At 57.5% G+C, this 25,821-nt stretch carries 26 protein-coding genes; 16 read left to right on the top strand and 10 right to left on the bottom strand.

What is annotated here, in order from left to right:
- The first annotated feature begins 67 nt into the window (after nt 1-67).
- Genes dam through trpS form a run of 4 tightly spaced genes read left to right on the top strand, consistent with a single transcriptional unit; the run spans nt 68 to nt 3,350 of the window.
- Nucleotides 68-880, top strand: coding sequence for an adenine-specific DNA-methyltransferase (dam, locus tag P349_RS04710; RefSeq protein WP_032648339.1), 813 nt, complete (start codon nt 68-70; stop codon nt 878-880).
- A 41-nt stretch (nt 881-921) separates the two neighbouring features.
- Nucleotides 922-1,599 (top strand): ribulose-phosphate 3-epimerase, encoded by a 678-nt coding sequence (gene rpe / locus P349_RS04715; RefSeq protein ID WP_024907923.1) that lies wholly within the window; start codon nt 922-924, stop codon nt 1,597-1,599.
- Nucleotides 1,592-2,353 carry a phosphoglycolate phosphatase gene (gph, locus tag P349_RS04720; RefSeq protein ID WP_032648341.1) on the top strand — a complete coding sequence of 254 codons (762 nt, stop codon included), beginning with the start codon at nt 1,592-1,594 and terminating at the stop codon, nt 2,351-2,353. The genes rpe and gph overlap by 8 nt, the downstream gene beginning before the upstream one ends.
- On the top strand, nt 2,346-3,350 hold the full coding sequence (gene trpS, locus P349_RS04725; RefSeq protein WP_032648344.1) for a tryptophan--tRNA ligase: 1,005 nt from the start codon (nt 2,346-2,348) through the stop codon (nt 3,348-3,350). Before gph ends, trpS begins: the two co-directional genes overlap by 8 nt.
- A 143-nt stretch (nt 3,351-3,493) precedes the next feature.
- Here the strand turns inward: trpS and P349_RS04730 are convergent, their stop codons facing one another.
- From P349_RS04730 to nirB, 4 genes are all read right to left on the bottom strand, one after another.
- Nucleotides 3,494-3,664 carry a YhfL family protein gene (locus P349_RS04730; RefSeq protein WP_008503029.1) on the bottom strand — a complete coding sequence of 57 codons (171 nt, stop codon included), beginning with the start codon at nt 3,662-3,664 and terminating at the stop codon, nt 3,494-3,496.
- A 143-nt stretch (nt 3,665-3,807) separates the two neighbouring features.
- Nucleotides 3,808-5,181: a siroheme synthase CysG gene (gene cysG, locus P349_RS04735; RefSeq protein WP_032648346.1), complete on the bottom strand. Its 1,374-nt coding sequence runs from the start codon at nt 5,179-5,181 to the stop codon at nt 3,808-3,810.
- Between the two features lie 110 nt (nt 5,182-5,291).
- Nucleotides 5,292-5,618, bottom strand: coding sequence for a nitrite reductase small subunit NirD (gene nirD, locus P349_RS04740; RefSeq protein ID WP_032648347.1), 327 nt, complete (start codon nt 5,616-5,618; stop codon nt 5,292-5,294).
- Nucleotides 5,615-8,158, bottom strand: a complete 2,544-nt coding sequence (gene nirB, locus P349_RS04745) for a nitrite reductase large subunit NirB (RefSeq protein WP_032648349.1) — start codon at nt 8,156-8,158, stop codon at nt 5,615-5,617. Before nirB ends, nirD begins: the two co-directional genes overlap by 4 nt.
- A gap of 239 nt (nt 8,159-8,397) precedes the next feature.
- On the opposite strand from nirB, the gene P349_RS04750 reads away from it, so the two are divergent.
- The gene (locus tag P349_RS04750) at nt 8,398-9,699 is read left to right on the top strand and encodes a cytosine deaminase (RefSeq protein ID WP_032648350.1); all 1,302 of its coding nucleotides are present in this window, start codon (nt 8,398-8,400) and stop codon (nt 9,697-9,699) included.
- 18 nt (nt 9,700-9,717) lie between these two features.
- Here the strand turns inward: P349_RS04750 and tsgA are convergent, their stop codons facing one another.
- Nucleotides 9,718-10,902, bottom strand: a complete 1,185-nt coding sequence (gene tsgA, locus P349_RS04755) for an MFS transporter TsgA (protein WP_021242206.1) — start codon at nt 10,900-10,902, stop codon at nt 9,718-9,720.
- Between the two features lie 278 nt (nt 10,903-11,180).
- Between tsgA and ppiA the strand changes: the two genes are divergently transcribed.
- From ppiA to argD, 4 genes are all read left to right on the top strand, one after another.
- Nucleotides 11,181-11,753 carry a peptidylprolyl isomerase A gene (ppiA, locus tag P349_RS04760; RefSeq protein ID WP_032648352.1) on the top strand — a complete coding sequence of 191 codons (573 nt, stop codon included), beginning with the start codon at nt 11,181-11,183 and terminating at the stop codon, nt 11,751-11,753.
- Between the two features lie 105 nt (nt 11,754-11,858).
- Entirely contained in the window at nt 11,859-12,443 is a 585-nt protein-coding gene (locus P349_RS04765; protein WP_024907930.1) for a putative adenosine monophosphate-protein transferase Fic, read from the top strand.
- Nucleotides 12,444-12,473: 30 nt separating this feature from the next.
- The gene (gene pabA, locus P349_RS04770) at nt 12,474-13,037 is read left to right on the top strand and encodes an aminodeoxychorismate synthase component 2 (RefSeq protein WP_032648354.1); all 564 of its coding nucleotides are present in this window, start codon (nt 12,474-12,476) and stop codon (nt 13,035-13,037) included.
- 86 nt (nt 13,038-13,123) lie between these two features.
- Nucleotides 13,124-14,344 (top strand): bifunctional acetylornithine/succinyldiaminopimelate transaminase, encoded by a 1,221-nt coding sequence (gene argD / locus P349_RS04775; RefSeq protein ID WP_193745676.1) that lies wholly within the window; start codon nt 13,124-13,126, stop codon nt 14,342-14,344.
- On the opposite strand, the gene P349_RS04780 is transcribed toward argD, so the two are convergent.
- Together P349_RS04780 and crp are read right to left on the bottom strand one after the other, a co-directional pair.
- Nucleotides 14,341-16,428, bottom strand: a complete 2,088-nt coding sequence (locus P349_RS04780) for a YccS/YhfK family putative transporter (protein WP_032648358.1) — start codon at nt 16,426-16,428, stop codon at nt 14,341-14,343. The genes argD and P349_RS04780 overlap by 4 nt on opposite strands.
- A 57-nt stretch (nt 16,429-16,485) precedes the next feature.
- On the bottom strand, nt 16,486-17,118 hold the full coding sequence (gene crp, locus P349_RS04785) for a cAMP-activated global transcriptional regulator CRP (protein ID WP_000242758.1): 633 nt from the start codon (nt 17,116-17,118) through the stop codon (nt 16,486-16,488).
- Nucleotides 17,119-17,429: 311 nt separating this feature from the next.
- Here crp and P349_RS04790 point away from each other — a divergent pair, with 311 nt between their 5' ends.
- The gene (locus P349_RS04790) at nt 17,430-17,834 is read left to right on the top strand and encodes an OsmC family protein (RefSeq protein ID WP_008503018.1); all 405 of its coding nucleotides are present in this window, start codon (nt 17,430-17,432) and stop codon (nt 17,832-17,834) included.
- Between the two features lie 86 nt (nt 17,835-17,920).
- On the opposite strand, the gene P349_RS04795 is transcribed toward P349_RS04790, so the two are convergent.
- Genes P349_RS04795 through P349_RS04805 form a run of 3 tightly spaced genes read right to left on the bottom strand, consistent with a single transcriptional unit; the run spans nt 17,921 to nt 20,058 of the window.
- Nucleotides 17,921-18,790: a phosphoribulokinase gene (locus tag P349_RS04795; RefSeq protein WP_008503017.1), complete on the bottom strand. Its 870-nt coding sequence runs from the start codon at nt 18,788-18,790 to the stop codon at nt 17,921-17,923.
- A gap of 30 nt (nt 18,791-18,820) precedes the next feature.
- The gene (locus P349_RS04800) at nt 18,821-19,039 is read right to left on the bottom strand and encodes a YheU family protein (protein ID WP_008503016.1); all 219 of its coding nucleotides are present in this window, start codon (nt 19,037-19,039) and stop codon (nt 18,821-18,823) included.
- Nucleotides 19,036-20,058 (bottom strand): hydrolase, encoded by a 1,023-nt coding sequence (locus P349_RS04805; RefSeq protein WP_032648359.1) that lies wholly within the window; start codon nt 20,056-20,058, stop codon nt 19,036-19,038. The genes P349_RS04800 and P349_RS04805 overlap by 4 nt, the downstream gene beginning before the upstream one ends.
- Before the next feature lie 228 nt (nt 20,059-20,286).
- Between P349_RS04805 and mdcA the strand changes: the two genes are divergently transcribed.
- The 6 genes from mdcA to P349_RS04835 all read left to right on the top strand — a co-directional run bounded on the left by mdcA (nt 20,287) and on the right by P349_RS04835 (nt 25,821).
- Nucleotides 20,287-21,942 (top strand): malonate decarboxylase subunit alpha, encoded by a 1,656-nt coding sequence (gene mdcA, locus P349_RS04810; RefSeq protein WP_032648362.1) that lies wholly within the window; start codon nt 20,287-20,289, stop codon nt 21,940-21,942.
- Nucleotides 21,942-22,799 carry a triphosphoribosyl-dephospho-CoA synthase gene (locus tag P349_RS04815; RefSeq protein ID WP_032648364.1) on the top strand — a complete coding sequence of 286 codons (858 nt, stop codon included), beginning with the start codon at nt 21,942-21,944 and terminating at the stop codon, nt 22,797-22,799. The genes mdcA and P349_RS04815 overlap by 1 nt, the downstream gene beginning before the upstream one ends.
- A 9-nt stretch (nt 22,800-22,808) precedes the next feature.
- Nucleotides 22,809-23,108 (top strand): malonate decarboxylase acyl carrier protein, encoded by a 300-nt coding sequence (gene mdcC / locus P349_RS04820; protein ID WP_032648366.1) that lies wholly within the window; start codon nt 22,809-22,811, stop codon nt 23,106-23,108.
- The gene (locus tag P349_RS04825) at nt 23,101-23,934 is read left to right on the top strand and encodes a biotin-independent malonate decarboxylase subunit beta (protein ID WP_032648368.1); all 834 of its coding nucleotides are present in this window, start codon (nt 23,101-23,103) and stop codon (nt 23,932-23,934) included. Before mdcC ends, P349_RS04825 begins: the two co-directional genes overlap by 8 nt.
- Entirely contained in the window at nt 23,934-24,734 is an 801-nt protein-coding gene (mdcE, locus tag P349_RS04830; protein WP_032648371.1) for a biotin-independent malonate decarboxylase subunit gamma, read from the top strand. Before P349_RS04825 ends, mdcE begins: the two co-directional genes overlap by 1 nt.
- A gap of 127 nt (nt 24,735-24,861) precedes the next feature.
- Entirely contained in the window at nt 24,862-25,821 is a 960-nt protein-coding gene (locus tag P349_RS04835; protein WP_024907941.1) for an AEC family transporter, read from the top strand.

Below are 25,821 nucleotides of genomic sequence, written 5' to 3'. Positions count from 1 at the left end.
TGTTTAAAGCGCAGGATGCTGTCGGAGCTTTCTCCACAGCTGGAGAAGGTGTAATCAGTTAGTCAGCATGAAAAAAAATCGCGCTTTTCTGAAATGGGCAGGGGGGAAATACCCCCTGCTCGATGATATTAAAAAGCACCTGCCTAAAGGCGAGTGTCTTATCGAACCTTTCGTGGGTGCAGGATCGGTGTTCCTCAACACCGATTTTTCTCGTTATATCCTGGCGGATATCAACAGCGACCTTATCAGCCTCTATAACATCGTTAAGCTGCGTACCGATGAGTATGTCGCCGAGGCACGCAAACTGTTTACGTCCGAGAACAATAACCCGGACGTTTACTACCAGTACCGCGCGGAGTTTAACCAGAGCCAGGACCCGTTCCGCAGAGCCCTGCTGTTTCTCTACCTCAACCGACATGGTTACAACGGCCTGTGCCGGTATAACCTGCGCGGGGAATTTAACGTGCCTTTTGGCCGCTATAAGCGCCCGTATTTTCCGCAGGACGAGCTGTATCACTTTGCCGAAAAAGCGCAGAACGCAGAGTTTCATTGCCTCTCCTATGAAGAGTGTATGGAACTGGCAGGCGTAAACTCGGTGGTTTACTGTGACCCGCCTTACGCGCCGCTGTCTGCGACGGCGAACTTCACCGCCTATCACACCAATAGCTTCAGCCCGGCCGAACAGGCTCGTCTGGCTGAGATGGCGGAAAAGCTGGTCAGCAAAAGAATTCCGGTGTTAATTTCGAATCACGATACCCCTGATACGCGCGAATGGTACAAAGCCGCGAAGCATTTTCAGGTCAAAGTGCGGCGTAGCATTAGCAGCAACGGCGGCACACGTAAAAAGGTGGACGAACTTCTGGCTCTTTATCGCCCCTGAGCCGTTTTGCCCGCCGGTAAACACATTTCAAGGAGAAGCGGATGAAACAGTTTTTGATTGCTCCCTCAATTCTGTCGGCCGATTTTGCCCGTCTGGGTGAAGATACCGCCAAAGCTCTCGCGGCTGGCGCAGATGTCGTCCATTTCGACGTGATGGATAACCACTACGTTCCGAATCTGACCATTGGTCCAATGGTGCTCAAGGCATTGCGTAACTATGGCATTACCGCGCCGATCGACGTTCACCTGATGGTGAAGCCTGTTGACCGCATCGTGCCTGACTTCGCCGCGGCGGGTGCCAGCATCATCACCTTCCATCCGGAAGCCTCTGAACACGTCGACCGCACGCTGCAGCTGATCAAAGAGAACGGCTGTAAAGCGGGTCTGGTGTTTAACCCGGCCACGCCGCTGAGCTATCTCGACTATGTCATGGACAAGCTGGACGTGATCCTGCTGATGTCCGTTAACCCGGGCTTTGGCGGCCAGTCGTTTATCCCCCACACGCTGGATAAGCTGCGTGAAGTTCGCCGTCGTATTGACGAGTCAGGCTACGATATTCGTCTGGAAGTGGACGGCGGTGTGAAAGTGAATAACATTGGTGAAATTGCGGCAGCGGGCGCGGATATGTTTGTTGCCGGTTCAGCCATTTTCGACCAACCGGATTACAAAAAAGTCATTGATGAAATGCGCCGCGAGCTGGCGAAGGTAAGTCATGGATAAATTACAGGTTATTCGGGGTGTGGCATTCGACCTCGACGGTACGCTGGTCGACAGCGCGCCGGGCTTAACGAGCGCCGTAGATCAGGCGCTGTACGCACTTGAGCTGCCCGTTGCAGGTGAAGAACGCGTGGTAACGTGGATTGGCAACGGCGCCGATGTTCTGATGGAGCGTGCGTTGACGTGGGCTCGCCAGGAGCGCGCGTCGCAGCGTTCCGCGCAGGGTAAACCGAGCGTCGATCACGCTGACATTCCTAAGGATGAGCAGCTGCGTATTCTGCGCAAACTGTTCGATCGTTTCTACGAAGAGACCGTCGAGGAGGGCAGTTTCCTGTTCCCGGACGTTCAGGAAACGCTGAACGCGCTGCACGCTAAGGGCATCCCGTTGGGGCTGGTGACCAACAAGCCAACCCCGTTCGTTGCGCCTCTGCTGGAAGCGCTCGATATCGCGAAGTATTTCTCCGTGATTGTGGGCGGCGATGACGTGCAGAACAAAAAGCCGCATCCGGAACCGCTACTGCTGGTGGCAGGAAAATTATCCTTAACGCCCGCGGAGCTGCTCTTTGTCGGGGATTCGCGCAATGATATTCTGGCTGCCCGAGCGGCAGGGTGTCCTTCCGTCGGATTAACCTATGGCTACAACTACGGTGAGGCCATCACGCTAAGTGAGCCGGATGTGGTCTTCGACCACTTCAAAGATTTGTTGCCCGCACTCGGGCTTTCGCACAGTGAACATCAGGAATTGAATAATGACTAAGCCCATCGTTTTTAGTGGCGCACAGCCTTCAGGTGAATTGACCATTGGTAACTACATGGGTGCGTTACGTCAGTGGGTCAGCATGCAGGATGACTACCATTGCATCTACTGCATCGTCGACCTCCATGCGATTACCGCGCGTCAGGATCCTGAGAAACTGCGTAAAGCCACGCTGGACACCCTGGCGCTGTATCTGGCCTGCGGCATCGATCCTGAGAAAAGCACCATCTTCGTTCAGTCTCACGTGCCGGAGCACGCGCAGCTGGGCTGGGCGCTGAACTGCTACACCTATTTCGGCGAGCTGAGCCGTATGACCCAGTTCAAGGATAAATCCGCGCGCTACTCTGAAAACATCAACGCCGGTCTGTTTGACTATCCGGTGCTGATGGCGGCGGACATCCTGCTGTATCAAACCAACCAGGTCCCGGTGGGTGAAGACCAGAAGCAGCATCTGGAGCTGAGCCGCGATATCGCCCAGCGCTTTAACGCGATCTATGGCGATGTGTTCAAAGTGCCAGAGCCGTTTATTCCAAAATCCGGTGCGCGCGTGATGTCGCTGCTGGAGCCGACCAAAAAGATGTCCAAGTCTGACGATAACCGCAACAACGTTATCGGCCTGCTGGAAGATCCGAAATCCGTCGTCAAAAAGCTCAAGCGCGCGGTCACCGACTCCGACGAGCCGCCTGTTGTGCGCTACGACGTGCAGAACAAAGCGGGCGTCTCCAACCTGCTGGATATCCTCTCCGGCGTGACCGGCCAGAGCATTCCTGAGCTGGAACAGCACTTCGAAGGCAAGATGTACGGCCACCTGAAAGGTGAAGTGGCAGACGCCGTTTCCGGCATGCTGACCGAGCTTCAGGAGCGCTATAACCGCTATCGCAATGACGAAGCCTTCCTGCAGAAGGTGATGAAAGAGGGCGCGGAAAAAGCCAGCGCGCGCGCGTCCGAAACCCTGAAAGCGGTATACAACGCTATTGGGTTTGTTGCGAAGCCTTGAGTCTGCTTGCCGGGTGGCGCTAACGCTTACCCGGCCTACAGGATCGTGTAGGTCGGGTAAGGCAAAGCCGCCACCCGACAAAAAACACACTCTCCAAAACTAAAAAACCGGGACATCCCGGTTTTTTTACGCCTGTAAAACGTTTACTGCTGCGCCGCCGGGCCGCAACCACCGATGATCTTCGAAATGGAGATCGCCGGGTGCAGCAGGTAATCATAGCTACAGTTATTTTTGGTGTTCTGTACGTGACCGGTGCAGGCCGTCAGAGTCGATAACAGGCCAACCAGAACGGCGGCTTTTGCCAGTTTGAACATACGCATTCCTTGTCTTAAAAACGAAAATTGGATGTAACTCAATGGAATAAAGGGAAAAGTTCCACTTCGGGGCGGTATGTTATCGACAGCGGTAAGAGGGGAGTAGTCCGCTTAAGGACTACTCCGGAAAGGAAGAGTATGCGTTAGTGATTCGAGAACCAGTTCAGCCTGTCGCGCAGTTCAACCACACGGCCCACCACAATCAGCGCAGGACTTTCAACCTGCTGCGCCAGCTCACCGAGCTGCGTCAGTACACCATTCACCACGCGTTGCTTGATGGACGTACCGTTTTCCACCAGCGCGACCGGCATATCTGCCTTCATGCCGTGCTCCAGCAGCTTCGCCTGGATCGTGGCGGCCTGGTTCAGCCCCATGTAGAACACCAGCGTCTGCTTTTCGGCGGCCAGATTATGCCAGTCCAGCTCGCTGCCGGTCTTCAGGTGGCCCGTCACCAGACGCACGCTCTGGGCGTAATCCCGGTGGGTCAGCGGAATGCCAGAGTACGCTGAGCAGCCGGATGCTGCCGTAATACCCGGCACGACGGAGAACGGAATGCCCGCGTCGCACAGGGTTTCCAGCTCCTCGCCGCCGCGACCAAAGATAAACGGATCGCCGCCCTTAAGGCGCACTACGCGTTTACCTTTCTGCGCCTCGCGCAGCAGGATCTGGTTAATCTCCTCCTGCGGCACGCAGTGGTAGCCCGCCCGTTTGCCCACGAAGACGCGGTCGGCATCGCGACGGACCAGATTCATGATGTCATCAGAAACCAGACGGTCGTACACCACGATATCCGCCTGCTGGATCTGCTGTAGTCCTTTTAACGTCAGCAGACCCGCATCGCCGGGACCTGCGCCCACCAGCACCACTTCGCCTCGATGATCCAGGGGTTCGGAGAGTAACTGCGTCGTTGTCTCTTCAACCGCCTTCACGTCCTGATTCGCCAGCGACTGCGCCAGCCTGTCGTTCACAAAGAATTTTTCCCAGAAGCGACGGCGCTCGCCCACTGTCGAGAAGGTTTGCTTCACGCGGGAGCGGAGTTGCCCGGCATAATGCGCAATCTGACCAAGATGCTGGGGCAACAGGGCTTCCAGTTTTTCACGCAGCAGACGCGCGAGAACCGGTGAACGTCCCCCGGACGATACCGCAATCATCAGCGGCGAGCGGTCGATAATCGATGGCATGATAAAGCTGGCCTCTTTCGGCGCATCCACCACGTTGCAGAAGATACGGCGCGCTTCGCAGGCATCGCTCACGCGCTGGTTCACTTCATCGTTATCCGTCGCGGCAATGGTCAGCCAGCAGGTAGCCAGCAGGGATTCATTAAACGCACCCTGTTCCAGCGTGAGCATCCCTTCCTGCGCCCAGACCTCAAACTGGGGGGCGAAGGAAAGGGCGTTAACGGTCAGTCGGGCGCCAGCTTCTAACAGCAGGCGCGCTTTGCGTTCAGCCACGTCGCCGCCGCCCACGAGCAGGCAGTCGCGGTTGCGTAATTGACAAAAAATCGGCAGGTGATCCACGACGTTACCTCGCAGCATTCATGGAGGGGGTAAGAATTGACGTCAGGATAACAGCAGGGATCGTACAGAACATACGACTTTCCTGCCGTTATCCCTAAAAGGGCGGGGGATTAGCCTTTCAGCTGCACTTTACCGTCCTTCACGCGGACGTCGTAGTGCTTCACAGAGCGGCTCTCATCTTCCATGCAATACCCGTCGCTTAAGCGGAAACGCTGCTTTTTCAACGGGCTGGCGACCCACAGTTCACCCTGGTGCTCGGCAATCAGTCCGCGGGAGAGCACGCTAGCCTCGAAGAACGGGTCGATATTGCTGATAGCAAAGACCTGTTCATCGTGACGAGGGCGGAAAATCGCCACCTGCTCATTGCCCAGCAGCGCACAGACGCCGGTGGCGGGGAGAATGTCGTTAATATTGCAGATGTTTACCCACTGACTCATGCGTTTTCCTCCACCAGCGTGACCGGAATACGTTCATACGGCGTCGCCGGACGATGCTGTTCGCGCTCCGGCACAACCTGTACGTTCGGGTCGCGCTGGGTGCTGTTGATAAAGTGTTTGAAGCGCGTCTGTGCCGCCGGGGTGTTGACGGTTTCCGTCCACTCGCAGATCACCGCCTCGCGCAGGCGCGCCATCTCCGCTTCCAGATGTTCGTTCAGGCCCAGCTTGTCGTCGATGATGACCGATTTCAGATAGTCGATGCCGCCCTCGAGGTTATCGAGCCAGGAGGCGGTACGGGTCAGCTTATCGGCGGTACGGATGTAGAACATCATGAAGCGGTCGAGATACTGAATCAGCGTGTCGCGATCGAGATCCGCCGCTAGCAGGTCCGCATGGCGCGGTTTCATCCCGCCGTTGCCGCACACATACAGGTTCCAGCCTTTCTCGGTGGCAATAATACCCACGTCTTTACCCTGCGCTTCCGCACATTCGCGGGTGCAGCCAGAGACGCCAAACTTCATTTTGTGCGGGGTACGGATGCCTTTGTAACGGTTTTCCAGCTCCACGCCGAAGCCCACGCTATCGCCCACGCCGTAGCGACACCAGGTGCTGCCCACGCAGGTTTTCGCCATGCGCAGCGCTTTGGCGTACGCGTGGCCGGTTTCGAAGCCCGCTTCAATCAACTGACGCCAGATTTCCGGCAGGTCGTCCTTCTGCGCGCCGAACAGGCCGATACGCTGGGAGCCGGTAATTTTGGTGTAAAGGTTAAATTCACGTGCGATACGGCCCACCGCGACCAGCCCTTCCGGCGTGATTTCGCCACCGGCGGAACGTGGGATAACGGAGTAGGTGCCGTCTTTCTGAATGTTGGCCAGGAAGTTGTCGTTGGTGTCCTGCAGCGGCGTGTGCTCCGGCTTGAGCACGTACTCGTTCCAGCAGGAGGCCAGCAGGGAGCCGACGGTCGGTTTACACACTTCACAGCCGTAGCCCTGGCCGTGCTTAGCCAGCAGCTCGTCGAAGGACTTAATGCCTTCCACGCGGATCAGGTGGTACAGCTCCTGGCGAGAATACGCGAAGTGCTCGCACAGGTTGTTGTTCACTTCGATGCCCTGTTTCGCCAGTTCGGCGTTCAGCACCTGAGTGACCAGCGGAATACAGCCGCCGCAGCCGGTACCGGCTTTGGTTTCCGCTTTCAGCGCCGCAACGGTGTGGCACCCTTTGTTGATGGCAGAGATCAGCATGCCTTTAGTGACGTCGAAGCAGGAGCAAATCTGCGCGCTGTCCGGCAGTTTATCCACGCCGATAGACGGCTTGCCGCTGGAGGCGTGCGCCGGGAGGATCAGCGCGTCCGGGTTTTCCGGCAGCTCGATGGCGTTCAGCACCAGCTGGAGCAGGTTGCCGAAGTCGCTGGTGTCGCCCACCAGCACCGCGCCGAGCAGGGTTTTATTATCCTGGCTGACGATAAGACGTTTGTAGACCTCTTTGCTTTCGTCGAGATAGACATAGCTGCGGGAGTTCGGGGTGCGGCCGTGCGCATCGCCAATACCGCCCACGTCCACGCCCAGCAGCTTCAGCTTGGCGCTCATGTCTGCGCCAGTAAACGCGTTTTCGCTGCCGAGGATATGGTCCACGGCGACCTGCGCCATTTTGTAGCCCGGCGCCACCAGACCGTATACGCGGTTGTTCCAGCTCGCACATTCGCCGATGGCGTAGATATCCGGATCGGAGGTCTGGCAGGCGTCGTTAATCATGATCCCGCCGCGCTGCGCCACGGCCAGACCGCACTGGGTCGCCAGCTTGTCGCGCGGACGAATACCGGTGGAGAAGACGATGAAGTCGACTTCCAGCTCGCTGCCGTCGGCAAAGCGCATGGTTTTGCGCGCTTCAGTCCCTTCCTGAACGATCTCTTTGGTGTTCTTGCTGGTGTGAACCTTCACGCCCATGCTTTCGATTTTACGACGCAGCTGGTCACCGCCCATGTGGTCCAGCTGTTCGGCCATCAGCATCGGGGCAAATTCGATGACGTGGGTTTCAACGCCGAGGTTTTTCAGCGCGCCAGCCGCTTCCAGGCCCAGCAGACCGCCGCCGACCACCGCACCGCGCTTGCTGCGGCGTGCGCAGGATTCGATGGCGTTGAGATCTTCAATGGTACGGTAGACGAAGCAATCCTGCGTTTCCGAGCCTTTAATCGGCGGGATCCACGGATAGGAGCCCGTCGCCATGATCAGCTTGTCGTAAAAAACCGTACGCCCGGCGCTGGAGTGGATCACTTTTTCCTGACGGTTGATGGTGATAGCGCGTTCGCCCACCAGCACTTTTACGCCATGCTTCTCGTAGAAACCTTCGCGCACCAGAGAGAGCTCTTCGGCGGTATGATGGGAGAAGTAGGAAGAGAGGTGCACACGGTCGTACGCCTTGCGGGGTTCTTCACAGAACACGGTAATATCGAACTGCTCAGCATCGGCCTTATCGAGAAGATCCTCGATAAAGCGGTGGCCGACCATGCCGTTACCGATGATAGCGAGTCTGACTTTGCTCATTATTGCCTCGATTTCTTTTCTATTATTGCCTACCTTAACGATTCAGCAGAGGCGCTTATTGATGCAAATCAAATACGTCTTCGCCTACTCCTTAGGTGGTATATGACTGATTTGTCAGGATTTTTATAAGTAGTGGAAATCGAAGGCTTTTCGTGTTCGTTGAATTTGTGTACAACTCAGGGGCGATTTTGCAAAAAACGATACGCCTGAATATCAGCGGCGTTTTTTAGGGGAAAGGTATGTCTACAGCACCGTTATGGCTTGTTCAGAATGTTCGTTTACCGGGTCGGGAAGGGCTGTGGCAGCTCGCTATTGAGAACGGGCGATTTGGTGACATCACCCCGATGGACGACACCCATGCCGAAAGTTATGAAGTACTGAATGCGCGCGGTGGGCTGGCTATCCCGCCTTTCATTGAGCCGCATATCCATCTTGATACCACCCAGACGGCGGGTGAGCCGAACTGGAACCAGTCCGGCACGCTGTTCGAAGGCATCGAGCGCTGGGCCGAGCGCAAGGCGTTGCTCAGCCACGAGGACGTTAAAGCGCGCGCATGGAAAACGCTGAAGTGGCAAATTGCCAACGGCATCCAGTTTGTTCGCACCCATGTGGATGTCTCCGACCCGACGCTCACCGCCCTGAAGGCGATGCTGGAGGTGAAGCAGGAGGTGGCGCCGTGGGTAACGCTGCAAATCGTCGCGTTTCCGCAGGAAGGTATTCTCTCTTACCCGAACGGCGCGGCCCTGCTGGAAGAGGCGTTAAAGCTGGGGGCCGACGTGGTGGGGGCGATCCCACACTTCGAGTTCACCCGCGAGTATGGCGTCCAGTCGCTGCACATCGCGTTCGAGCTGGCGAAGAAGTATGACCGTCCGCTGGATATTCACTGCGACGAAATCGACGATGAACAGTCTCGGTTTGTCGAGACGGTGGCCGCGCTGGCGTATGAGGCCGGTATTGGGCCGCGCGTGACGGCCAGCCACACCACCGCCATGCACTCCTACAACGGCGCTTACACCTCGCGGCTTTTCCGTCTGCTGAAAATGTCGGGGATTAACTTCGTCGCGAACCCGTTGGTCAACATCCACCTGCAGGGGCGCTTTGATGACTATCCGAAGCGTCGCGGCATCACCCGGGTGAAAGAGCTGCAGGAGGCGGGCATTAACGTCTGCTTCGGTCACGACGACGTCTTCGACCCGTGGTACCCGCTCGGTACCGGCAACATGCTGCAGGTGCTGCATATGGGGCTGCACGTCTGTCAGATGATGGGCTATCCGCAAATCGACAGCGGCCTGAACCTGATCACCCATAACAGCGCCCGGACCTTTGGCCTGAGCGATTACGGTATTGAAACGGGAAACCCGGCAAACCTGATTATTTTGCCTGCGGAGAGCGGGTTTGAAGCGGTGCGCTGCCAGGTGCCGGTGCGCTGGTCGATTCGTCAGGGACGCGTGATCGCTACGACGCAGCTGGCGCAGACCTGGATCCAGACGGACGTCGGGGGAGAAGAGGTGAGTTTCGCCAGAAACAGCCCCTCTGCGTAATGCAAAGGGGCGCAGGGTTTAGTGCGATGCCGCTGCCGCGTTGTGCTGGCGGTGGCGGGTCACAAAGCCCAGGATGAAGCACATGATGAACACCACGGCGTACAGACCGTTCGCGGTATGCAGCGCGGCCAGCGGGCCGCTGTGGGCAACGATCGGGCCCGTCACCACGAAGGTCAGCATGGTGCCGATGGTGCCGCAGGTCAGAACGAAGTTAACCAGCTTCGGCGAGGCCACTTTGGTCTGCAGGGAGCCCAGGGTGATGATCGAGGTATAAATGGCGCTGGAGAAGAAGCCCAGGGTCAGAATGAACCACGGCATATGTTCTGGTGAACCGTTGATGAACAGGTACATCAGCACGGTCGCCAGGCCTGCCAGCACGGTCAGAATGCGCTGCAGGTCGAAGAAGCGCAGGATGAAGCTAAACGCCCACATGCCGAACATGTAAGACATCCAGAAATCGCTCACCAGTTTACCCGCATCGTTCAGGCTCATGCCCAGACCTTTGGCGTATTCCGGTACCCAGGAGATAAAGCCCAGCTGGCCCAGGATATAGCACAGGGCGGCGATGGAGAGGAACAGCACGCCGATGCCCCACTTCTCTTTCGCGACGGGTTCTGCGGTGGTTTGCGCTTTCTTGCCCAGCACCGGGAACTCGCAGCCGAAGGTCAGAATGAAGATGGCAACGTAGACCAACCCAATGCAGGCATAGACCCAGTACCACTCAATGCTGCGCGCCAGCAGAACGGCCGCGACCATCGGGAAAATCATTCCGGCCATGCTGAAGAAGGAGTCGGTAAACAGCAGGCGTGCACCGCGCTGGCGGCCTTCATACATATGGGTAATCAGGAACGTACCGATCGACATGGTGATCCCGCTGACCAGACCAAGCACGAACATCGCGGCGGAGAACAGCGCGATGCTGTGGCTTAGCATCAGGCCCGCCACGGCGGCGACCATCAGCACAAAGCCAAAACGCAGCTGGGTTTTCAGCGGCACGATTTCCATCAGCCAGGCATTCAGGAAAATAGAGATCAGGATCCCTGCGTTGAGGAAGGTGAAGGTATTACTCATGCTGGAAACGGGCAGCTGGAAGTAGTCTGCGATATTTCCCATCACCATCCCGGTGACGATCACCAACGCGCCGGTCAGGGCGTAGGAGAAGAAGCTGATCCATGTGAGCTTGATGCGATTGCTGTTAGTCATGTCTGGCCTGTTCAGAAAAAGAAAAGCGCCCAGGGGGCGCTGAGAGCGGGCAGATTTTAGACATTAAAGTGATCTATTCATATCTTTTAAGAGAAATTAGAACTTCATTGCATGTTTTTGTGTGATCCTGATCACACAAAATGGTGCTAAAGCCAACCGTTTGCGTGGTTACAACTGTTTCAATTTCGTAAAATTAGGTAAAAGGCTGGTCTCCGTTCATACTGCTCTTTAGAATCAAGCCATTCGCTTTTTATACTGCGCTTTGTTAAGGAATTCTCATGCTCAAATCAACACTGGCGGCTGTCGCAGCTGTGTTTGCTCTTTCTGCCGTTTCCCCTGCTGCGCTGGCAGCCAAAGGGGACCCTCACGTTCTGCTGACCACCTCCGCCGGGAACATTGAGCTGGAACTGAATAGCCAGAAAGCTCCGGTTTCTGTGAAAAACTTCCTCGACTACGTGAACAGTGGTTTCTATAACAACACCACCTTCCACCGCGTGATCCCAGGCTTTATGGTGCAGGGCGGCGGTTTCAACGAGCAGATGCAGCAGAAGCAGCCGAACCTGCCTATTAAAAACGAAGCGGACAACGGCCTGCTGAACAAGCGCGGCACCATCTCCATGGCGCGTACCGCAGACAAAGATAGCGCGACCAGCCAGTTCTTCCTCAACGTGGCGGATAACGCCTTCCTCGACCACGGTCAGCGTGACTTCGGCTATGCGGTGTTCGGTAAAATCGTGAAAGGGATGGACGTGGCTGACAAGATTTCTCAAGTGCCTACTCACGACGTCGGTCCGTATCAGAATGTGCCGTCAAAACCGGTGGTTATCCTCTCCGCAAAAGTTCTGCCGTAATTCTTCTGAACGCGGGCTCTCCTGCCCGCGTGATGTCACCCTCCCTGCGAAAGCGCGTTTTGCTGCTTATACTTGTGGCAAACGGACTATTCAGGGAGGCGTTAAGTGAAAAAACTCACCGACAAGCAAAAATCCCGTCTCTGGGAACAGCAGCGTAACGTCAATTTACAGGCCAGTTGTCTCCTTGAAAAAGGTAATGGTCCCTCAGAACCCCACATTGAGACGCTGGAGCTTGGGCCTTCCGCGCCTGGGTTGCCCCATCTGTGCCTTATTCATCGTCATCTGTACCGCAGCGAGATGAAGCGGGCAGGCGAACTCCGTACCGACGATATTTTCAAGGGTGACATTCCCTTCTGCCATTTCGAATACATCGAAAAGATGGGTAACGAGCTGATGGCGGCGCTGGAAAGCGAAAAATATCTTGTGGGTCTTGAGAAAGCGGCGTTTGTTGACCGGGTTAGCCACTATTACTGCGAAATCAACATGCTGCATCCCTTCATGCGCGGCAACGGTATTGCCCAACGCGTTTTCTTCGAGCAGCTGGCGCTCCACGCGGGCTACGCGCTGGACTGGCGCGATATCGATCCCGAGCAGTGGGTGGCGGCTAACCGCAGCGGCGCAACGGGTGATTTATCCGCGCTAAACGCTATCTTTGCCAAAGTAGTGAGCGAAGCGCGGGAATCTGAGTAGAATAGGGCGGCATTTTTTTCGGGAGCCGCCATGATTCTGCTGATTGATAACTACGATTCCTTCACCTGGAACCTTTACCAGTATTTTTGCGAACTGGGTGCCGAGGTGGTTGTTCGTCGCAACGACGAGATCGATCTCGCCGATATCGAGACGCTGGCTCCACAGAAAATCGTGATTTCTCCCGGGCCGTGTACGCCCTCGGAGTCGGGTATTTCTCTGGATGTGATCCAGCACTATGCCGGCAGGCTGCCGATCCTGGGCGTCTGTCTGGGCCATCAGGCGATTGCCCAGGCGTTTGGTGCCACCATCGTGCGCGCCGCCAAAGTGATGCACGGTAAAACCTCGCCGGTCACCCACACGGGCACCGGAGTGTTCACGGGGCTCAATAATCCGTTAACCGTGACGCGCTACCATTCCCTGGTCATTGACCCGTCGACGCTGCCCGACTGCTTTGAGGTCACCGCCCGGAGCGATACGCAGGAGATCATGGGGATTCGTCACCGCGAATGGGACCTCGAAGGCGTGCAGTTTCACCCGGAAAGCATCCTCAGCGAGCAGGGCCATGCGCTGCTGGCAAATTTCCTCCATCGCTGAATAACTGTTGCCTTGTTGTGATTTTTTATGCATATTTTGTGATTATATTTTCACAATCAATGTGACATAAAATGGATGGGCATGACATGGCAACTGAACAACCAGCAATTACCCGCGCGACATTTGATGAAGTGATCCTGCCGATTTATGCACCGGCTGAGTTTATCCCGGTGAAGGGAAAGGGCAGCCGCGTCTGGGATCAGCAGGGTAAAGAGTATGTGGATTTCGCGGGCGGTATTGCGGTCACGGCGCTGGGTCATTGCCATCCCGCGCTGGTTGAGGCGCTAAAAACCCAGGGCGAAACCCTGTGGCACACCAGCAACGTGTTCACCAACGAACCGGCGCTGCGCCTGGGACGTAAGATCATCGATGCCACCTTCGCCGAGCGCGTGCTATTTATGAACTCCGGCACCGAAGCCAACGAAACCGCCTTTAAGCTGGCGCGCTACTACGCGACAACGCGTCACAGCCCGTACAAAACCAAAATCATCGCCTTCCACAATGCCTTCCACGGACGCTCCTTCTTTACCGTCTCCGTTGGCGGCCAGCCGAAGTATTCCGACGGGTTTGGCCCGAAACCGGCTGATATCGTCCACGTGCCGTTTAACGATCTGCACGCGGTGAAAGCGGTGATGGACGACCATACCTGCGCGGTAGTCGTTGAGCCGATCCAGGGTGAAGGCGGCGTGACGGCGGCAACCCCGGAATTCCTGAAAGGGCTGCGCGAACTGTGCGACGAACATCAGGCGCTGCTGGTCTTTGATGAAGTGCAGTGCGGAATGGGACGTACCGGCGATCTGTTCGCGTATATGCACTACGGCGTGACGCCGGATATTCTGACCAGTGCTAAAGCGCTCGGCGGCGGTTTCCCGGTGAGTGCGGTACTGACGACGCAGGAGATCGCCTCCGCGTTCCACGTTGGCTCTCACGGTTCTACCTACGGCGGTAACCCGCTGGCGAGCGCCGTGGCGGGTGCCGCGTTCGACATTATCAATACGCCGGAAGTGTTGAACGGCGTTAGCGCGAAGCGCGAGCTGTTCGTAAAACATCTGCAAAAGATTGACGAGCAGTACGATGTGTTCAGCGAGATCCGCGGGATGGGGTTATTGATTGGTGCCGAGCTGAAGCCGCAGTATAAGGGCCGCGCGCGCGACTTCCTGCACGCCGCCGCTCGCGAAGGGGTGATGGTGCTCAACGCCGGGCCGGACGTAATGCGTTTCGCACCTTCGCTGGTGGTGGAAGACAAAGACATCGAAGAAGGATTAACCCGCTTTGCCGCCGCGGTCGCGAAGATCGTAAAAGGTTAATACGCCGTCCGCTTCAACCTGCGGGTTAGCCAAATCCCGTGATGCGGACGCTGACGCCATGCCACCGACGAAATGGTGTGCATGGTGTTCAGATGCCCCAGTACGCGCTGCAAATGCTGCTCCAGGGTGCTCATTGGCCCGTGGGTTAACGTTTCCGGCGCTTCCAGAATGTTCGAATCTCCCGACTCACCCGGCGAGTCATATTCCAGACGCTGCTGACACCGTTGCAACGCAATTTCACACGACTGCAAATAGCGCTGCGCCAGATCCGGCGTCAGCATCGTGTGCTCGCGCGCCAGCGTGGTCATGGCGTTAATGTGCTCGACGATAAACTGGCTGTGCGTCACCCAGAGCTTCATGTCTGCCAGATAGTGCGAATTAAAGCCCGGCTCCTGCATTGCCTGGTTGAGTGAGTTGAACAGGGCGTTGTGCGCCTGGTTGACCTTCATGCGCTGATAAGCCAGCGGCGACGGCTGCGGGTCGTCGCTCAGGATCAGGCGAATGGCCTGCTGGTCGGCTTCCAGCGCGTCGTGGGCGTTCTGGCGCAGCAGTCCACTTTGCCACTGCGGCCACAGCCAGACCATGCCGCCAAAAGCAATCAGGCAGCCGATCAGGGTATCAATCAGCCTGGCGACAATAAACTGTTCGCCATTGAGCGTGAGCAGCTGCAGGGTATATACCGCCGTCACCGTAAAGCCCACCATCGCCCAGCCGTAGTTTTTGCGGATAATCAGGTAGCTTACCAGCGTGATCGCCAGCATGCCTGCCAGGGTATAGCCTTCCGGCACGTGGAAGTGCAGCGTCACGCCCGCGATGATCAGCCCGGCCATGGTGCCGCCCGCCCGATGCAGAATACGCACCCGCGTGGCGCCGTAGCCGTTCTGAGTGACAAACAGCACGGTCATTAATATCCAGTAGGGTTTCGGCAGATGCAGCGCCATGCCCATCAGGCTGGCGGTACTGAGCATCACGCTAATTCGTGCGGCGTTGCGCAGGGCGGACGATTTAAGAGAAAGATAGCTTTTGAGCGCGGGCAATAGCGGCAGCCGTTTCTGCTTATCCGCCATCAGGTCGCGGGGATAAAGCGGGCGCTGGGTGCGCAACACGCGGGCGATACGGCTGAAGTGCCAGGCGGCAAACTGGCCGACCGGATTATCCGGATGCTGACGAGCGATTTTCTCCAGCGCGCCCAGCTGCTTATCCATGTTAAAGCGCGTCGGGTAGCGGTGATAGAGAATATCATCGGCCAGCACGCGCAGGCGTGCGGACACCGTCTGCGCGTTCCAGCGGATCACCGCTTCGGCGTGACTGCGCTCGACCAGCTTTTGCACCTCCTGCGGGTGGTGCAGGCTCACGGAGATATGCTCCTGCAGATCCAGCCCGACCTGGAAGGTGCGCAGCAGCCGTTTGTACTCGTGGTTCTTGTTGGCGGCGAGCATATGCAGCTGCTGATAGCACTGGCTTATCAGATCCACCACCTTCTGCTGGCGCGTCAGCAGGGGCGGTAAGGATTTTTCCGGATCGGTATGCTGGGTCAGCAGGGTGTATTTGGCTTCGCAGTAATCCGCAAGCTGCACATAGAGCAGGCTCAGGGATTCACGCAGCGGCTGCTCCCGCCACAGCCAGAACCAGAACCAGTTGAACAGGCCGTACCATAATGTCCCCAGGGCGTAGATCAGCAGCGGCTCCCACACCGGCATATTCCCGGCGAGGCTCAGCGTGAAAATGGCCGCAATCAGCGAAGCGGGAAGCAGGCGGGCGTGCAGAGAACTGATTTCCGCCGTGACGCCGAGGGTCATCGCCAGCACGGTCAGGATCAGCGGCAGCGGGATATCCCGAGCCAGTAAAAGCTGTACGGCGAGGCTACAGCCCGCAAACAGGCAGCCGCCGATAATCAGGCGTTTGAAAAAGCGCTTATGCGGCGTGTCCAGACCGGCGATGTTGCAGCAGGCAGGTACGAGGGAAAACAGCAGACCTTGCTGAAGATGTCCGAGGATCAAGCCTATGGCCACGGGAAGACACAACACCAGCGTTTGTCGCAGTGCGTAGTTAACTTCCGGGTGATAGATCAGCCTGCGCCACATGGGGAGTAGAGACAAAAACGGCGTGACACCTTGCGATGGCACGCCGTTTAAGCGGAATTAACGCGTTCCGTAGACCACGATGGTTTTACCGTGGGCAGAGATCAGGTTTTGATCTTCCAGCATTTTCAGGATACGGCCCACCGTTTCACGAGAGCAACCGACGATCTGACCAATTTCCTGACGGGTAATTTTAATTTGCATGCCGTCCGGGTGGGTCATAGCGTCTGGCTGTTTCGCCAGGTTCAGCAGGGTCTGTGCGATACGGCCTGTCACGTCCAGGAAGGCGAGGTTGCCCACTTTCTCTGAGGTGACCTGCAGACGGCGCGCCATCTGGGAAGAAAGACGCATCAGTATGTCAGGGTTAACCTGAATCAGCTGACGGAACTTCTTGTAAGAAATTTCAGCCACTTCACATGCTGTCTTTGCACGAACCCAGGCGCTACGTTCCTGGCCCTCTTCAAACAGGCCCAGTTCACCGATGAAATCGCCCTGGTTCAGATAAGAAAGGATCATCTCTTTCCCTTCTTCATCTTTGATCAGCACTGCCACCGAGCCTTTAACGATGTAATACAACGTTTCCGCTTTTTCACCCTGGTGAATCAGCGTGCTCTTTGATGGGTACTTATGAATGTGGCAATGAGACAAGAACCATTCGAGAGTCGGGTCTGTTTGCGGTTTGCCAAGCACCATGCGCTGTTATCCTCTGTTATAAGCTGTCACCAGAGTCATCAGATGCATCCGGACTCTGGGGTTGCAATCGAATTCTTACCCATACCCTGGGAAGTCGGCTACCGTAACGTTTCGCAGCCAGTAAAGTTTGATGTCCTCTGCATACATGTGTAACGTCAATGTATTACTGTAGCATCCAGAGTGTTTTAGCATAGCTTTCGCCGCGTGTCTCCTGGTGTCTCGCTTCAGCATGATGCAGGTCGCCTTCCATTGCGAGAAATGTAACGCACGCGTAATCTGTCACCAAAAATGCAACGTTGGAGTTTAAGAATATGCAAGCGCGCGTGAAATGGGTTGAAGGTTTAACGTTCCTGGGCGAGTCCGCGTCAGGACACCAGATTTTGATGGACGGTAACTCCGGCGATAAAGCGCCAAGCCCAATGGAAATGGTGCTGATGGCGGCAGGGGGATGCAGCGCCATTGACGTGGTGTCGATTCTGCAAAAAGGTCGTCATGACGTGACGGATTGTGAGGTTAAACTCACGTCAGAACGTCGCGAAGAGGCGCCACGCCTGTTCACCCATATTAATCTGCACTTTGTGGTCACCGGTAAAGAGTTGAAGGACGCAGCGGTCTCGCGTGCGGTGGATCTGTCTGCGGAGAAGTACTGCTCTGTGGCGTTAATGCTGGAGAAAGCGGTAAAAATCACGCATTCGTATGAAGTGATCGAGGCTTAATCTTTTGGCGGGTGGCGCTTCGCTGACCCGCCCTACAAAAGCATGACCGTAGGCCCGGTAAGCGCAGCGCCACCGGGCAAAACAGCTCACGCAATCTGCTTCCCTTCCATCAGTCGCTCCACCAGCGGCGTCATGATGAGCTCCATCGCCAGCCCCATTTTTCCGCCCGGCACGACTAACGTATTCATGTGCGAAATAAACGAGCCCTGCAGCATGGCCAGTAGCCAGGGGTAATCAATGCCTTCGAGATTGCGGAAATGGATCACCACAAAGCTCTCATCCAGAGACGGGATGCTTTTGGCGGCAAACGGGTTGGAGGTGTCCACCGTCGGCACCCGCTGGAAGTTAATATGGGTGCGGGAGAACTGCGGCGTCAGGAAGTTGATGTAATCTTCCATGGAGCGCACCACCGAGTCCATCACCGCCTCTCGCGAATGGCCGCGCTCGCTCATGTCGCGCGTCAGCTTCTGGATCCACTCCAGGTTAACGATAGGGACCACGCCAACCAGCAGATCCACGTGGCGCGCCACGTCGTGTTGAGGGGTGACCACGCCACCGTGCAATCCTTCGTAAAACAGCACGTCGGTGGGTTCCGGCAGCGGTTGCCACGGGGTGAACGTCCCCGGCACCTGATTCCAGGGAACAGCTTCATCATAGGTATGCAGATACTTGCGAGACTGCCCTTTGCCGCTCTGACCGTACTCTATAAAGGTTTGTTCCAGCAGGCCGAAGTCATTGGCTTCCGGGCCGAAATAGCTGATGTGTTTACCCAGATCGCGCGCTTTACGGATGGCCATGTCCATCTCCGGACGCGTGTAGCGGTGAAAGCTGTCGCCTTCGACCTCCGCCGCACGAAGATTCAGCTGGGCGAAAATCTTGCGAAAGGCGAGGCTGGTGGTGGTGGTTCCCGCACCACTCGACCCCGTAACGGCAATAACCGGATGTCTGGCAGACATAGCAACTCCCTGACTTAAAAGGGTGGAAGATCAGCCGTGAAACGCGTTGCGGGGCATGATATTGACCGTCTCATGCAGTTCTGACCACACCAGCACCACGTCGCCGCTTTTCAGCTGGCGCTTAACATCGTTGACCTTTTGCTCAAGCGAGCGTTCCTGTTCACCATAATCGGTGCCTTCGCGTAATACAAAGCTTTCAATCAGATTATCGAGTGTTTCGGGAGCCAGATCCTGCCAGGGAATAATCATTTTGCACCGTCCAGATAAGGGGTTAGCCAGTCAGGAATACGCGTCTCAAGCCACATTTTCGGGCGGCGCAGCGTACCGCCGATAAACCCGACGTGGCCGCCGTGCTCGGTCAACTGATAGTGAACGTTGTCGGGCAGGAATTCCTGAGCGGGGATCGAGTGATGATCCATAAACGGGTCATCTTTGGCATGAATGATCAGCGTCGGCTGCGTGATCTTGCTGAGCAGCGGCATGGCGCTGCACTGACGATAATAGTCAATCGCATCGGCGAAGCCGTGGATTTTCGCGGTGATCAGGTCGTCGAACTCGCGAATACGGCGCACCTTTTTCAGCTGACGCAGGCTGACCGGCAGGGTATCCGGGTAGGCTTTCAGCTTACGCGCCGCGTTGGCCTTCAGCAGGTTGAGCAGGTAGCGCTGATAGACGCGGGAAAAGCCTTTATCCATGTGGTAGCTGCACTGCTCCAGCATAAACGGTGCGGAGACAATGACGGCGGCATCCAGCGGGACGCTTTCACCCTCTTTGGCCAGCAGGCAGGCCAGCATATTGCCGCCCAGCGAGTAGCCCACCGCGGCGGTTGGCACGGTGCCAAAATTGTCCCGCAGCCAGTGTAAAAACCACGTTCCGTCTTCGGTTTCACCCGAGTGATAAATGCGTTTCTGACGATTCGGTTCGCCGCTGCAGCCGCGAAAATGCATCACCACGCCGAGCCAGCCGCGCGCTTTTGCCGCCTCAATTAACCCGTGTGCATACGGGCTGTGCAGGCTGCCTTCCAGACCGTGAAAGACCACCAGGCGCGGCTTATGGCGGGCCTGCTCCGGCGCTTCGCTCCAGGCGAGATCCAGAAAATCACCGTCTGGCAGGTCAAGCCGCTGCCAATGTGGGGTGAACTGAACCTTGCGGCGGATCAGTCGCGGCAGCATGGTCTGCAAATGGCGATTGGCCACGCCGCGCATAGGCACGAACTCAGTGCTGTCTTCGGCCGCAATGTCGAAGTCTGATGGAATGATTTGGGTCATAAGGGCGATGCTGATTCTTGTCAGAAATTTACGGTACTTTCCGAATTGTACCCCGTTTAGCCTGGTTTTCCGAAACATGAACTGATCCCGATCACAAATCTTTACCTTGATTATTACTCTCAGGCTAATGATTCCACTCTACGCTTAATTGATGCCTTTCTCACCAGAGCGCACACTTTACTCAACGTTAAGCAAATCAAAATGATTAGCTGAATCAGGAGGTTAATAATGTTATCTGGGCAAACACCCACCCGGCAATGGAACACGCGACGCAGCGAAAAAGCGCGTCGCCTGGCGTCCGTACCGGTGCAGGGCAAGGTACTGCCAACCGGCGATCTTGTCGCCATGCTGGAAAAATTAATCGCGCCTGGCGACAAGGTCGTTCTGGAAGGTAACAACCAGAAGCAGGCGGATTTCCTTTCCCGCTCGCTGGCCGAAGTGAACCCGCAAATTGTCCACGACCTGCATATGATCATGCCGAGCGTCGGCCGCAGCGAGCATCTGGATATCTTCGAGAAAGGCATCGCTCGCAAGCTGGATTTCTCCTTCTCCGGGACGCAGAGCCTGCGAATCTCCCAGCTGCTGGAAGACGGTCAGCTCGAAATCGGCGCAATTCACACCTACATCGAACTTTACTCACGTCTCTACGTCGACCTGTCGCCCAACGTGGCGCTGATTGCCGGCTTTAAAGCCGACCGCAAAGGCAACCTCTACACCGGGGCGAGCACCGAAGATACCCCGGCGCTGGTGGAAGCCGCCGCGTTCCACGACGGGATTGTCATTGCCCAAGTGAACGAGCTGGTGGACGACGAATGCGAGCTGCCGCGCGTGGATATCCCGGGCTCCTGGATCGATTACGTCGTGGTTGCCGATAAGCCGTTCTTTATCGAACCGCTGTTCACCCGCGACCCGCGCCTCATTAAACAGGAACATATCCTGATGGCGATGATGGCCATCAAAGGCATCTACGCGGAGCACCAGGTGCAGTCCCTGAACCACGGTATCGGCTTTAACACCGCGGCGATCGAGCTGCTGCTGCCCACCTACGGCGAACAGCTCGGCCTGAAGGGCAAAATCTGTAAACACTGGACGCTGAACCCCCATCCGACGCTGATCCCCGCCATCGAAAGCGGTTGGGTGGAGAGCGTGCACTGCTTCGGCGGCGAGCTGGGGATGGAAGAGTACATCCGTGCTCGTCCGGACGTCTTCTTTACCGGTGCCGACGGCTCTATGCGTTCCAACCGCGCCTTCTGCCAGCTGGCAGGTCAGTACGCGGTGGATATGTTTATCGGCTCTACGCTGCAGGTTGACGGCTATGCCAACTCCTCAACCGTGACCCGCGGTCGTCTTTCCGGCTTCGGCGGTGCGCCAAACATGGGCCATGACCCGCACGGTCGCCGCCACGCCACGCCGGCCTGGCTGAACATGATCACCGAGCCTGACCCGATGCAGCGCGGTAAAAAGCTGGTCGTGCAGATGGTCGAAACCTTCCAGGCAGGCGTGAAGCCAACCTTCGTGGAAAAACTCGATGCCGTAGACGTGGCGAAAGCCTCCGGCATGCCGCTGGCACCGGTGATGATTTACGGAGATGACGTGACGCACGTGCTGACGGAAGAGGGGATTGCCTACCTCTACCGGGCGAAAGATCTGGAAGAGCGTCGGGCCATGGTTGCCGCCGTCGCGGGGATCACCGACATCGGCCTGGGCGTGGACGCCAAACGCGTGGCGGAACTGCGCCAGAGCGGCAAGGTTGTGTATCCGGAAGATATGGGGATTCGCCGCACTGACGCCACCCGCTCTCTGCTGGCTGCGGGCAGCGTGTCTGACCTCGTTGAGTGGTCCGGCGGTTTGTATAACCCACCTGCGAAATTCCGGAGCTGGTAATGAAACTTCTCCCCCAGATTCAGGTTGAAGGCGGTGCCGAATGGCTGGCGCGAACCGCCACGCAGTGTCTGATTGACGAAGCACGTTTAAGTCCGAAACCCGGTCTGGTGGACAGTCGGGGGAACGGCGCGCACCACGATTTATCCCTTGCGCTGATGGAGCGCTCCGCGCACAGCCTGACCTCCACGTTTCAGGCGCTGGCGCAGCAAAGCTGGCAGCGTCCGGCAGATATCGCACTTCGGCAAACCGTCGGGCGACTCGGTCGCGAAGGCGAGCAGCAAATGATGTCCGCAACCGGGGGCGTAAACACCCATCGCGGCGCGATTTGGGCGCTGGGGCTGCTGGTCAGCGCGGTGGCGATGCTCGGCGGTGATGCCAGGGCGCAAGATGTCGCCCGCACCGCCGCGCAGCTGGCAAAGCTGCCGGATGATGCGGCGCCGAAGGTGTTCAGTAAAGGCCTGCGCGCCACGCACCGTTACCGCGTGCCGGGCGCGCGTGAAGAGGCGCAGCAGGCGTTTCCGCACGTTATGCAGCGTGCGCTGCCGCAGCTTCGTCTGAGCCGCCTCAACGGCAGCAGCGAAACGCACGCCAGGCTCGACGCGCTGATGGCCATCATGACCTCACTCACCGACACCTGCGTGCTGTCACGTGCCGGAATGGAAGGGCTTGACGCCATGCAGGACGGTGCCCGAGCGGTGCTGAATACCGGCGGCAGCGCAACGCCTGCGGGCCAGCAGGCGCTGGCCAGGTTAGACCGTCAGATGCTGGCGCTCAACGCCTCACCGGGCGGCGCTGCCGACCTGCTTGCCGCCACGCTGTTTCTCGACCGCATCGAAACGCCAAATTCAAAGCATTAAGAGGATGTTATGGAAAAAATCACATTGACCGTGCCAGCCAGCCGCGCGTTAAGCGGCAGGGCGCTGGCAGGGGTAGTTGGTTCCGGGGATATGGAGGTGCTCTTCACCGCCGAACCGGGCCAGACGCTAACCATTGATATCACCACCTCCGTGGACAACAGCCGGGGTCGCTGGGAGGCGCTGTTCAACCGTCTGCAAACCGTCAGCAGCCTGCCCGCAGGGAAGCTGACCATCCACGACTTCGGCGCGACGCCGGGCGTGGCGCGCATTCGTATCGAACAGGTTTTTGAGGAGGTGAGCCATGCGTGATGACAGCAGCTTTATCGAACTGAAAGCGCGCCAGCGCGCGCAGGCTCTGCTCGACGAGGGCAGCTACCGCGAACTGCTGGATCCGTTTGAAGGCATTATCTCTCCGTGGCTTGGGCCACAGGGCATTGTGCCGCAGGCGGACGACGGCATGGTGGTAGCGAAAGGCACCATCAACGGCAAGCCTGCCGTCGTCGTGGCGATTGAAGGCGCGTTCCAGGGCGGCAGCATGGGCGAAGTGTCCGGCGCCAAAATGGCGGCGGCGCTGGAATTGGCGGCGGAAGATAACCGCAACGGCATTCCGACTCAGGCGGTGCTGTGCCTCGAAACCGGCGGCGTGCGCCTGCAGGAAGCGAACCTCGGCCTGGCGGCGATTGCCGATATCCACGCCGCGATTGTTGACCTGCGCCGCTACACCCCGGTGGTGGGGATTGTGGCCGGGACCGTGGGCTGCTTCGGCGGGATGTCCATCGCGGCAGCGCTGTGCAGCTACCTGATTGTGACCCGCGAAGCGCGTCTTGGTCTTAACGGCCCGCAGGTTATCGAGCAGGAGGCGGGCATTGAGGAGTACGACTCCCGCGATCGTCCGTTTATCTGGAGCATGACCGGCGGCGAAGTGCGCTATCAAAGCGGGCTGGTGGATGCGCTCGTCGGCGACGGTATCAACGCGGTGAAACAGGCGATGAACGACGCGATTGCTAAAGGCGTTCCCGCGGAACACCGCACCGACAACTACGACGATTACCTGAACCGTTTAACGAATTTCGACACCCGCAAACAGGCCGATGCCGAACAGATTAACGCGCTTTTTGCCCGGGAGGTGAAATGATGAGTAATTCAAAAAGCCGTGGCGAGCTCTGGCTGGAAACCCTCGCTCCGAATGTCAAACGTATCGCGGGGCTGTGCCCGTCCGTCCAGGCGGCAGACGGTGAGCTTAACGGCGAGGCGGTGCGCTTTGTCGCCGTGGTGCCGGATGCCAACAACCACTTCCCGCGCGCGGCGAAAGGGGAAGTCGGTCTGCTGGAGGGCTGGACCCTGGCGAAAGTGGTCAGCGAAACCGTCGCGGCGGATGCCGATAAGGGCGTGAAGCGCCCGATTGTGGCAGTGATCGACGTTCCAAGCCAGGCCTATGGCCGTCGCGAAGAGGCGTTTGGTATTCATCAGGCGCTGGCCGGTGCGGCGGCAGCCTATGCGAATGCTCGCCTGGCCGGTCACCCGGTGATTGGGCTTATCGTCGGCAAGGCGATGTCCGGCGCGTTCCTGGCGCACGGCTACCAGGCCAACCGTCTGATCGCCTTTAACGACAAGGGCGTGCTGATCCATGCGATGGGCAAAGAGTCCGCCGCGCGCATCACGCTGCGAACCGTCGAGGCGCTGGAAAAACTGGCGGCAACCATTCCGCCAATGGCATACGACATCGGCAACTACGCCACGCTGGGGCTGCTCTCTAACCTGCTGGATATCAGCAACCCGGATGCCCCGTCCGATAACGATCTGGAGCAGGTGAAAACCACCCTGCAACAGGCCATCAGTGACGCTCGTCAGGACGCGACGCTTAAAAATCGTCTGGGTGCTGACAACCGCCGCAGCTCTGCGCTCGTACGCGAACGTATGCGAGCCAGCTGGTAAGTAAAAAAAAGACCTGCCGGAGATGCAAACCCCGTGGGCGCGCCCGTTGCGCCCGCGTGGGAGCCTGCATCCTGAAAAATAATAAACATCGCACCAGTGCTAAAACTTTTTTTACTACAGGTGATTTATGACTTACGTAATTGTTCATGCTCTTGCACCGATTTTCGTCATCATGCTGCTGGGATTCTGGGCCGGTAAGGCAAAGATGGTCGATAACAAAAACGTTTCCCTGCTCAATATATTCGTCATGGATTTTGCACTGCCTGCCGCGCTGTTTAGCGCCACCGTGCAAACGCCGTGGACCGGCATCGTGGCGCAGTCGCCGCTGATTCTGGTTCTCACTCTGGCGATGTGGATCACCTATGCGGCCATCTACTTCCTCGCCACGAAAGTCTTTAAGAAATCCCCGCAGGACGCGGCCGTGCTGACCCTGACGGTAGCTTTACCGAACTATGCAGCGCTTGGCCTGCCGATTCTGGGCAGCGTGCTGGGTGAAGGTTCGTCCACGTCGCTTTCCGTTGCGGTCTCTATTGCCTGCGGTTCGGTGCTGATGACCCCGTTCTGCCTGCTGATTCTGGAGCGTGAGAAAGCACGCGCCGAGGGGAATAACTCGGGCTCGACGCTCTCCATGCTGCCGGTGCTGATGTGGCGCTCCATTAAAAAACCGATCGTGATGGGCCCGCTGCTGGGCGTGATTCTTTCCGCCATTGGGATCAAAATGCCGGAACTGGTTCTTGCAGCGATTAAACCGCTGGGGCTGTCCGCCACCGCTGCCGCGCTGTTCCTGACCGGGGTGATCCTCTCTGCCCGTAAGCTGCAGATCAACACCATGGTGATTACGTCAACCATCGCCAAGCTGCTGATTCAGCCAGCGATTGCCTGGGGTATTGTGCTGATCTTCGGCCTGCATGGCTCCGTGGCGATCACCGCTATCCTGATGATTGCACTTTCTGCGGGCTTCTTCGGCGTGGTGTTCGGTAACCGCTTTGGCGTGCAGTCGCCGGATGCTGAAGCCGTGCTGCTGTTAAGCTCCGTACTGTGTATCCTGTCGCTGCCGCTGTTTATCTCGCTGACTTCAGGAATGTAA

The organism is Enterobacter sp. DC4, assembly GCF_000568095.1.
GTDB lineage: Bacteria > Pseudomonadota > Gammaproteobacteria > Enterobacterales > Enterobacteriaceae > Enterobacter > Enterobacter pseudoroggenkampii.
Note: the sequence above shows the minus strand (reverse complement) of the source record. Positions and strands in the feature narration are given on the sequence as shown.

What these genes read in the sequence shown, in the direction of transcription:
- dam (WP_032648339.1), top strand. Translation starts at nt 68, where the DNA reads ATGAAAAAAAATCGCGCTTTTCTGAAATGGGCAGGGGGGAAATACCCC.
- rpe (WP_024907923.1), top strand. Translation starts at nt 922, where the DNA reads ATGAAACAGTTTTTGATTGCTCCCTCAATTCTGTCGGCCGATTTTGCC.
- gph (WP_032648341.1), top strand. Translation starts at nt 1,592, where the DNA reads ATGGATAAATTACAGGTTATTCGGGGTGTGGCATTCGACCTCGACGGT.
- trpS (WP_032648344.1), top strand. Translation starts at nt 2,346, where the DNA reads ATGACTAAGCCCATCGTTTTTAGTGGCGCACAGCCTTCAGGTGAATTG.
- P349_RS04730 (WP_008503029.1), bottom strand. Translation starts at nt 3,664, where the DNA reads ATGTTCAAACTGGCAAAAGCCGCCGTTCTGGTTGGCCTGTTATCGACT.
- nirD (WP_032648347.1), bottom strand. Translation starts at nt 5,618, where the DNA reads ATGAGTCAGTGGGTAAACATCTGCAATATTAACGACATTCTCCCCGCC.
- nirB (WP_032648349.1), bottom strand. Translation starts at nt 8,158, where the DNA reads ATGAGCAAAGTCAGACTCGCTATCATCGGTAACGGCATGGTCGGCCAC.
- P349_RS04750 (WP_032648350.1), top strand. Translation starts at nt 8,398, where the DNA reads ATGTCTACAGCACCGTTATGGCTTGTTCAGAATGTTCGTTTACCGGGT.
- tsgA (WP_021242206.1), bottom strand. Translation starts at nt 10,902, where the DNA reads ATGACTAACAGCAATCGCATCAAGCTCACATGGATCAGCTTCTTCTCC.
- ppiA (WP_032648352.1), top strand. Translation starts at nt 11,181, where the DNA reads ATGCTCAAATCAACACTGGCGGCTGTCGCAGCTGTGTTTGCTCTTTCT.
- pabA (WP_032648354.1), top strand. Translation starts at nt 12,474, where the DNA reads ATGATTCTGCTGATTGATAACTACGATTCCTTCACCTGGAACCTTTAC.
- argD (WP_193745676.1), top strand. Translation starts at nt 13,124, where the DNA reads ATGGCAACTGAACAACCAGCAATTACCCGCGCGACATTTGATGAAGTG.
- P349_RS04780 (WP_032648358.1), bottom strand. Translation starts at nt 16,428, where the DNA reads ATGTGGCGCAGGCTGATCTATCACCCGGAAGTTAACTACGCACTGCGA.
- crp (WP_000242758.1), bottom strand. Translation starts at nt 17,118, where the DNA reads ATGGTGCTTGGCAAACCGCAAACAGACCCGACTCTCGAATGGTTCTTG.
- P349_RS04790 (WP_008503018.1), top strand. Translation starts at nt 17,430, where the DNA reads ATGCAAGCGCGCGTGAAATGGGTTGAAGGTTTAACGTTCCTGGGCGAG.
- P349_RS04795 (WP_008503017.1), bottom strand. Translation starts at nt 18,790, where the DNA reads ATGTCTGCCAGACATCCGGTTATTGCCGTTACGGGGTCGAGTGGTGCG.
- P349_RS04800 (WP_008503016.1), bottom strand. Translation starts at nt 19,039, where the DNA reads ATGATTATTCCCTGGCAGGATCTGGCTCCCGAAACACTCGATAATCTG.
- P349_RS04805 (WP_032648359.1), bottom strand. Translation starts at nt 20,058, where the DNA reads ATGACCCAAATCATTCCATCAGACTTCGACATTGCGGCCGAAGACAGC.
- mdcA (WP_032648362.1), top strand. Translation starts at nt 20,287, where the DNA reads ATGTTATCTGGGCAAACACCCACCCGGCAATGGAACACGCGACGCAGC.
- P349_RS04815 (WP_032648364.1), top strand. Translation starts at nt 21,942, where the DNA reads ATGAAACTTCTCCCCCAGATTCAGGTTGAAGGCGGTGCCGAATGGCTG.
- mdcC (WP_032648366.1), top strand. Translation starts at nt 22,809, where the DNA reads ATGGAAAAAATCACATTGACCGTGCCAGCCAGCCGCGCGTTAAGCGGC.
- P349_RS04825 (WP_032648368.1), top strand. Translation starts at nt 23,101, where the DNA reads ATGCGTGATGACAGCAGCTTTATCGAACTGAAAGCGCGCCAGCGCGCG.
- mdcE (WP_032648371.1), top strand. Translation starts at nt 23,934, where the DNA reads ATGAGTAATTCAAAAAGCCGTGGCGAGCTCTGGCTGGAAACCCTCGCT.
- P349_RS04835 (WP_024907941.1), top strand. Translation starts at nt 24,862, where the DNA reads ATGACTTACGTAATTGTTCATGCTCTTGCACCGATTTTCGTCATCATG.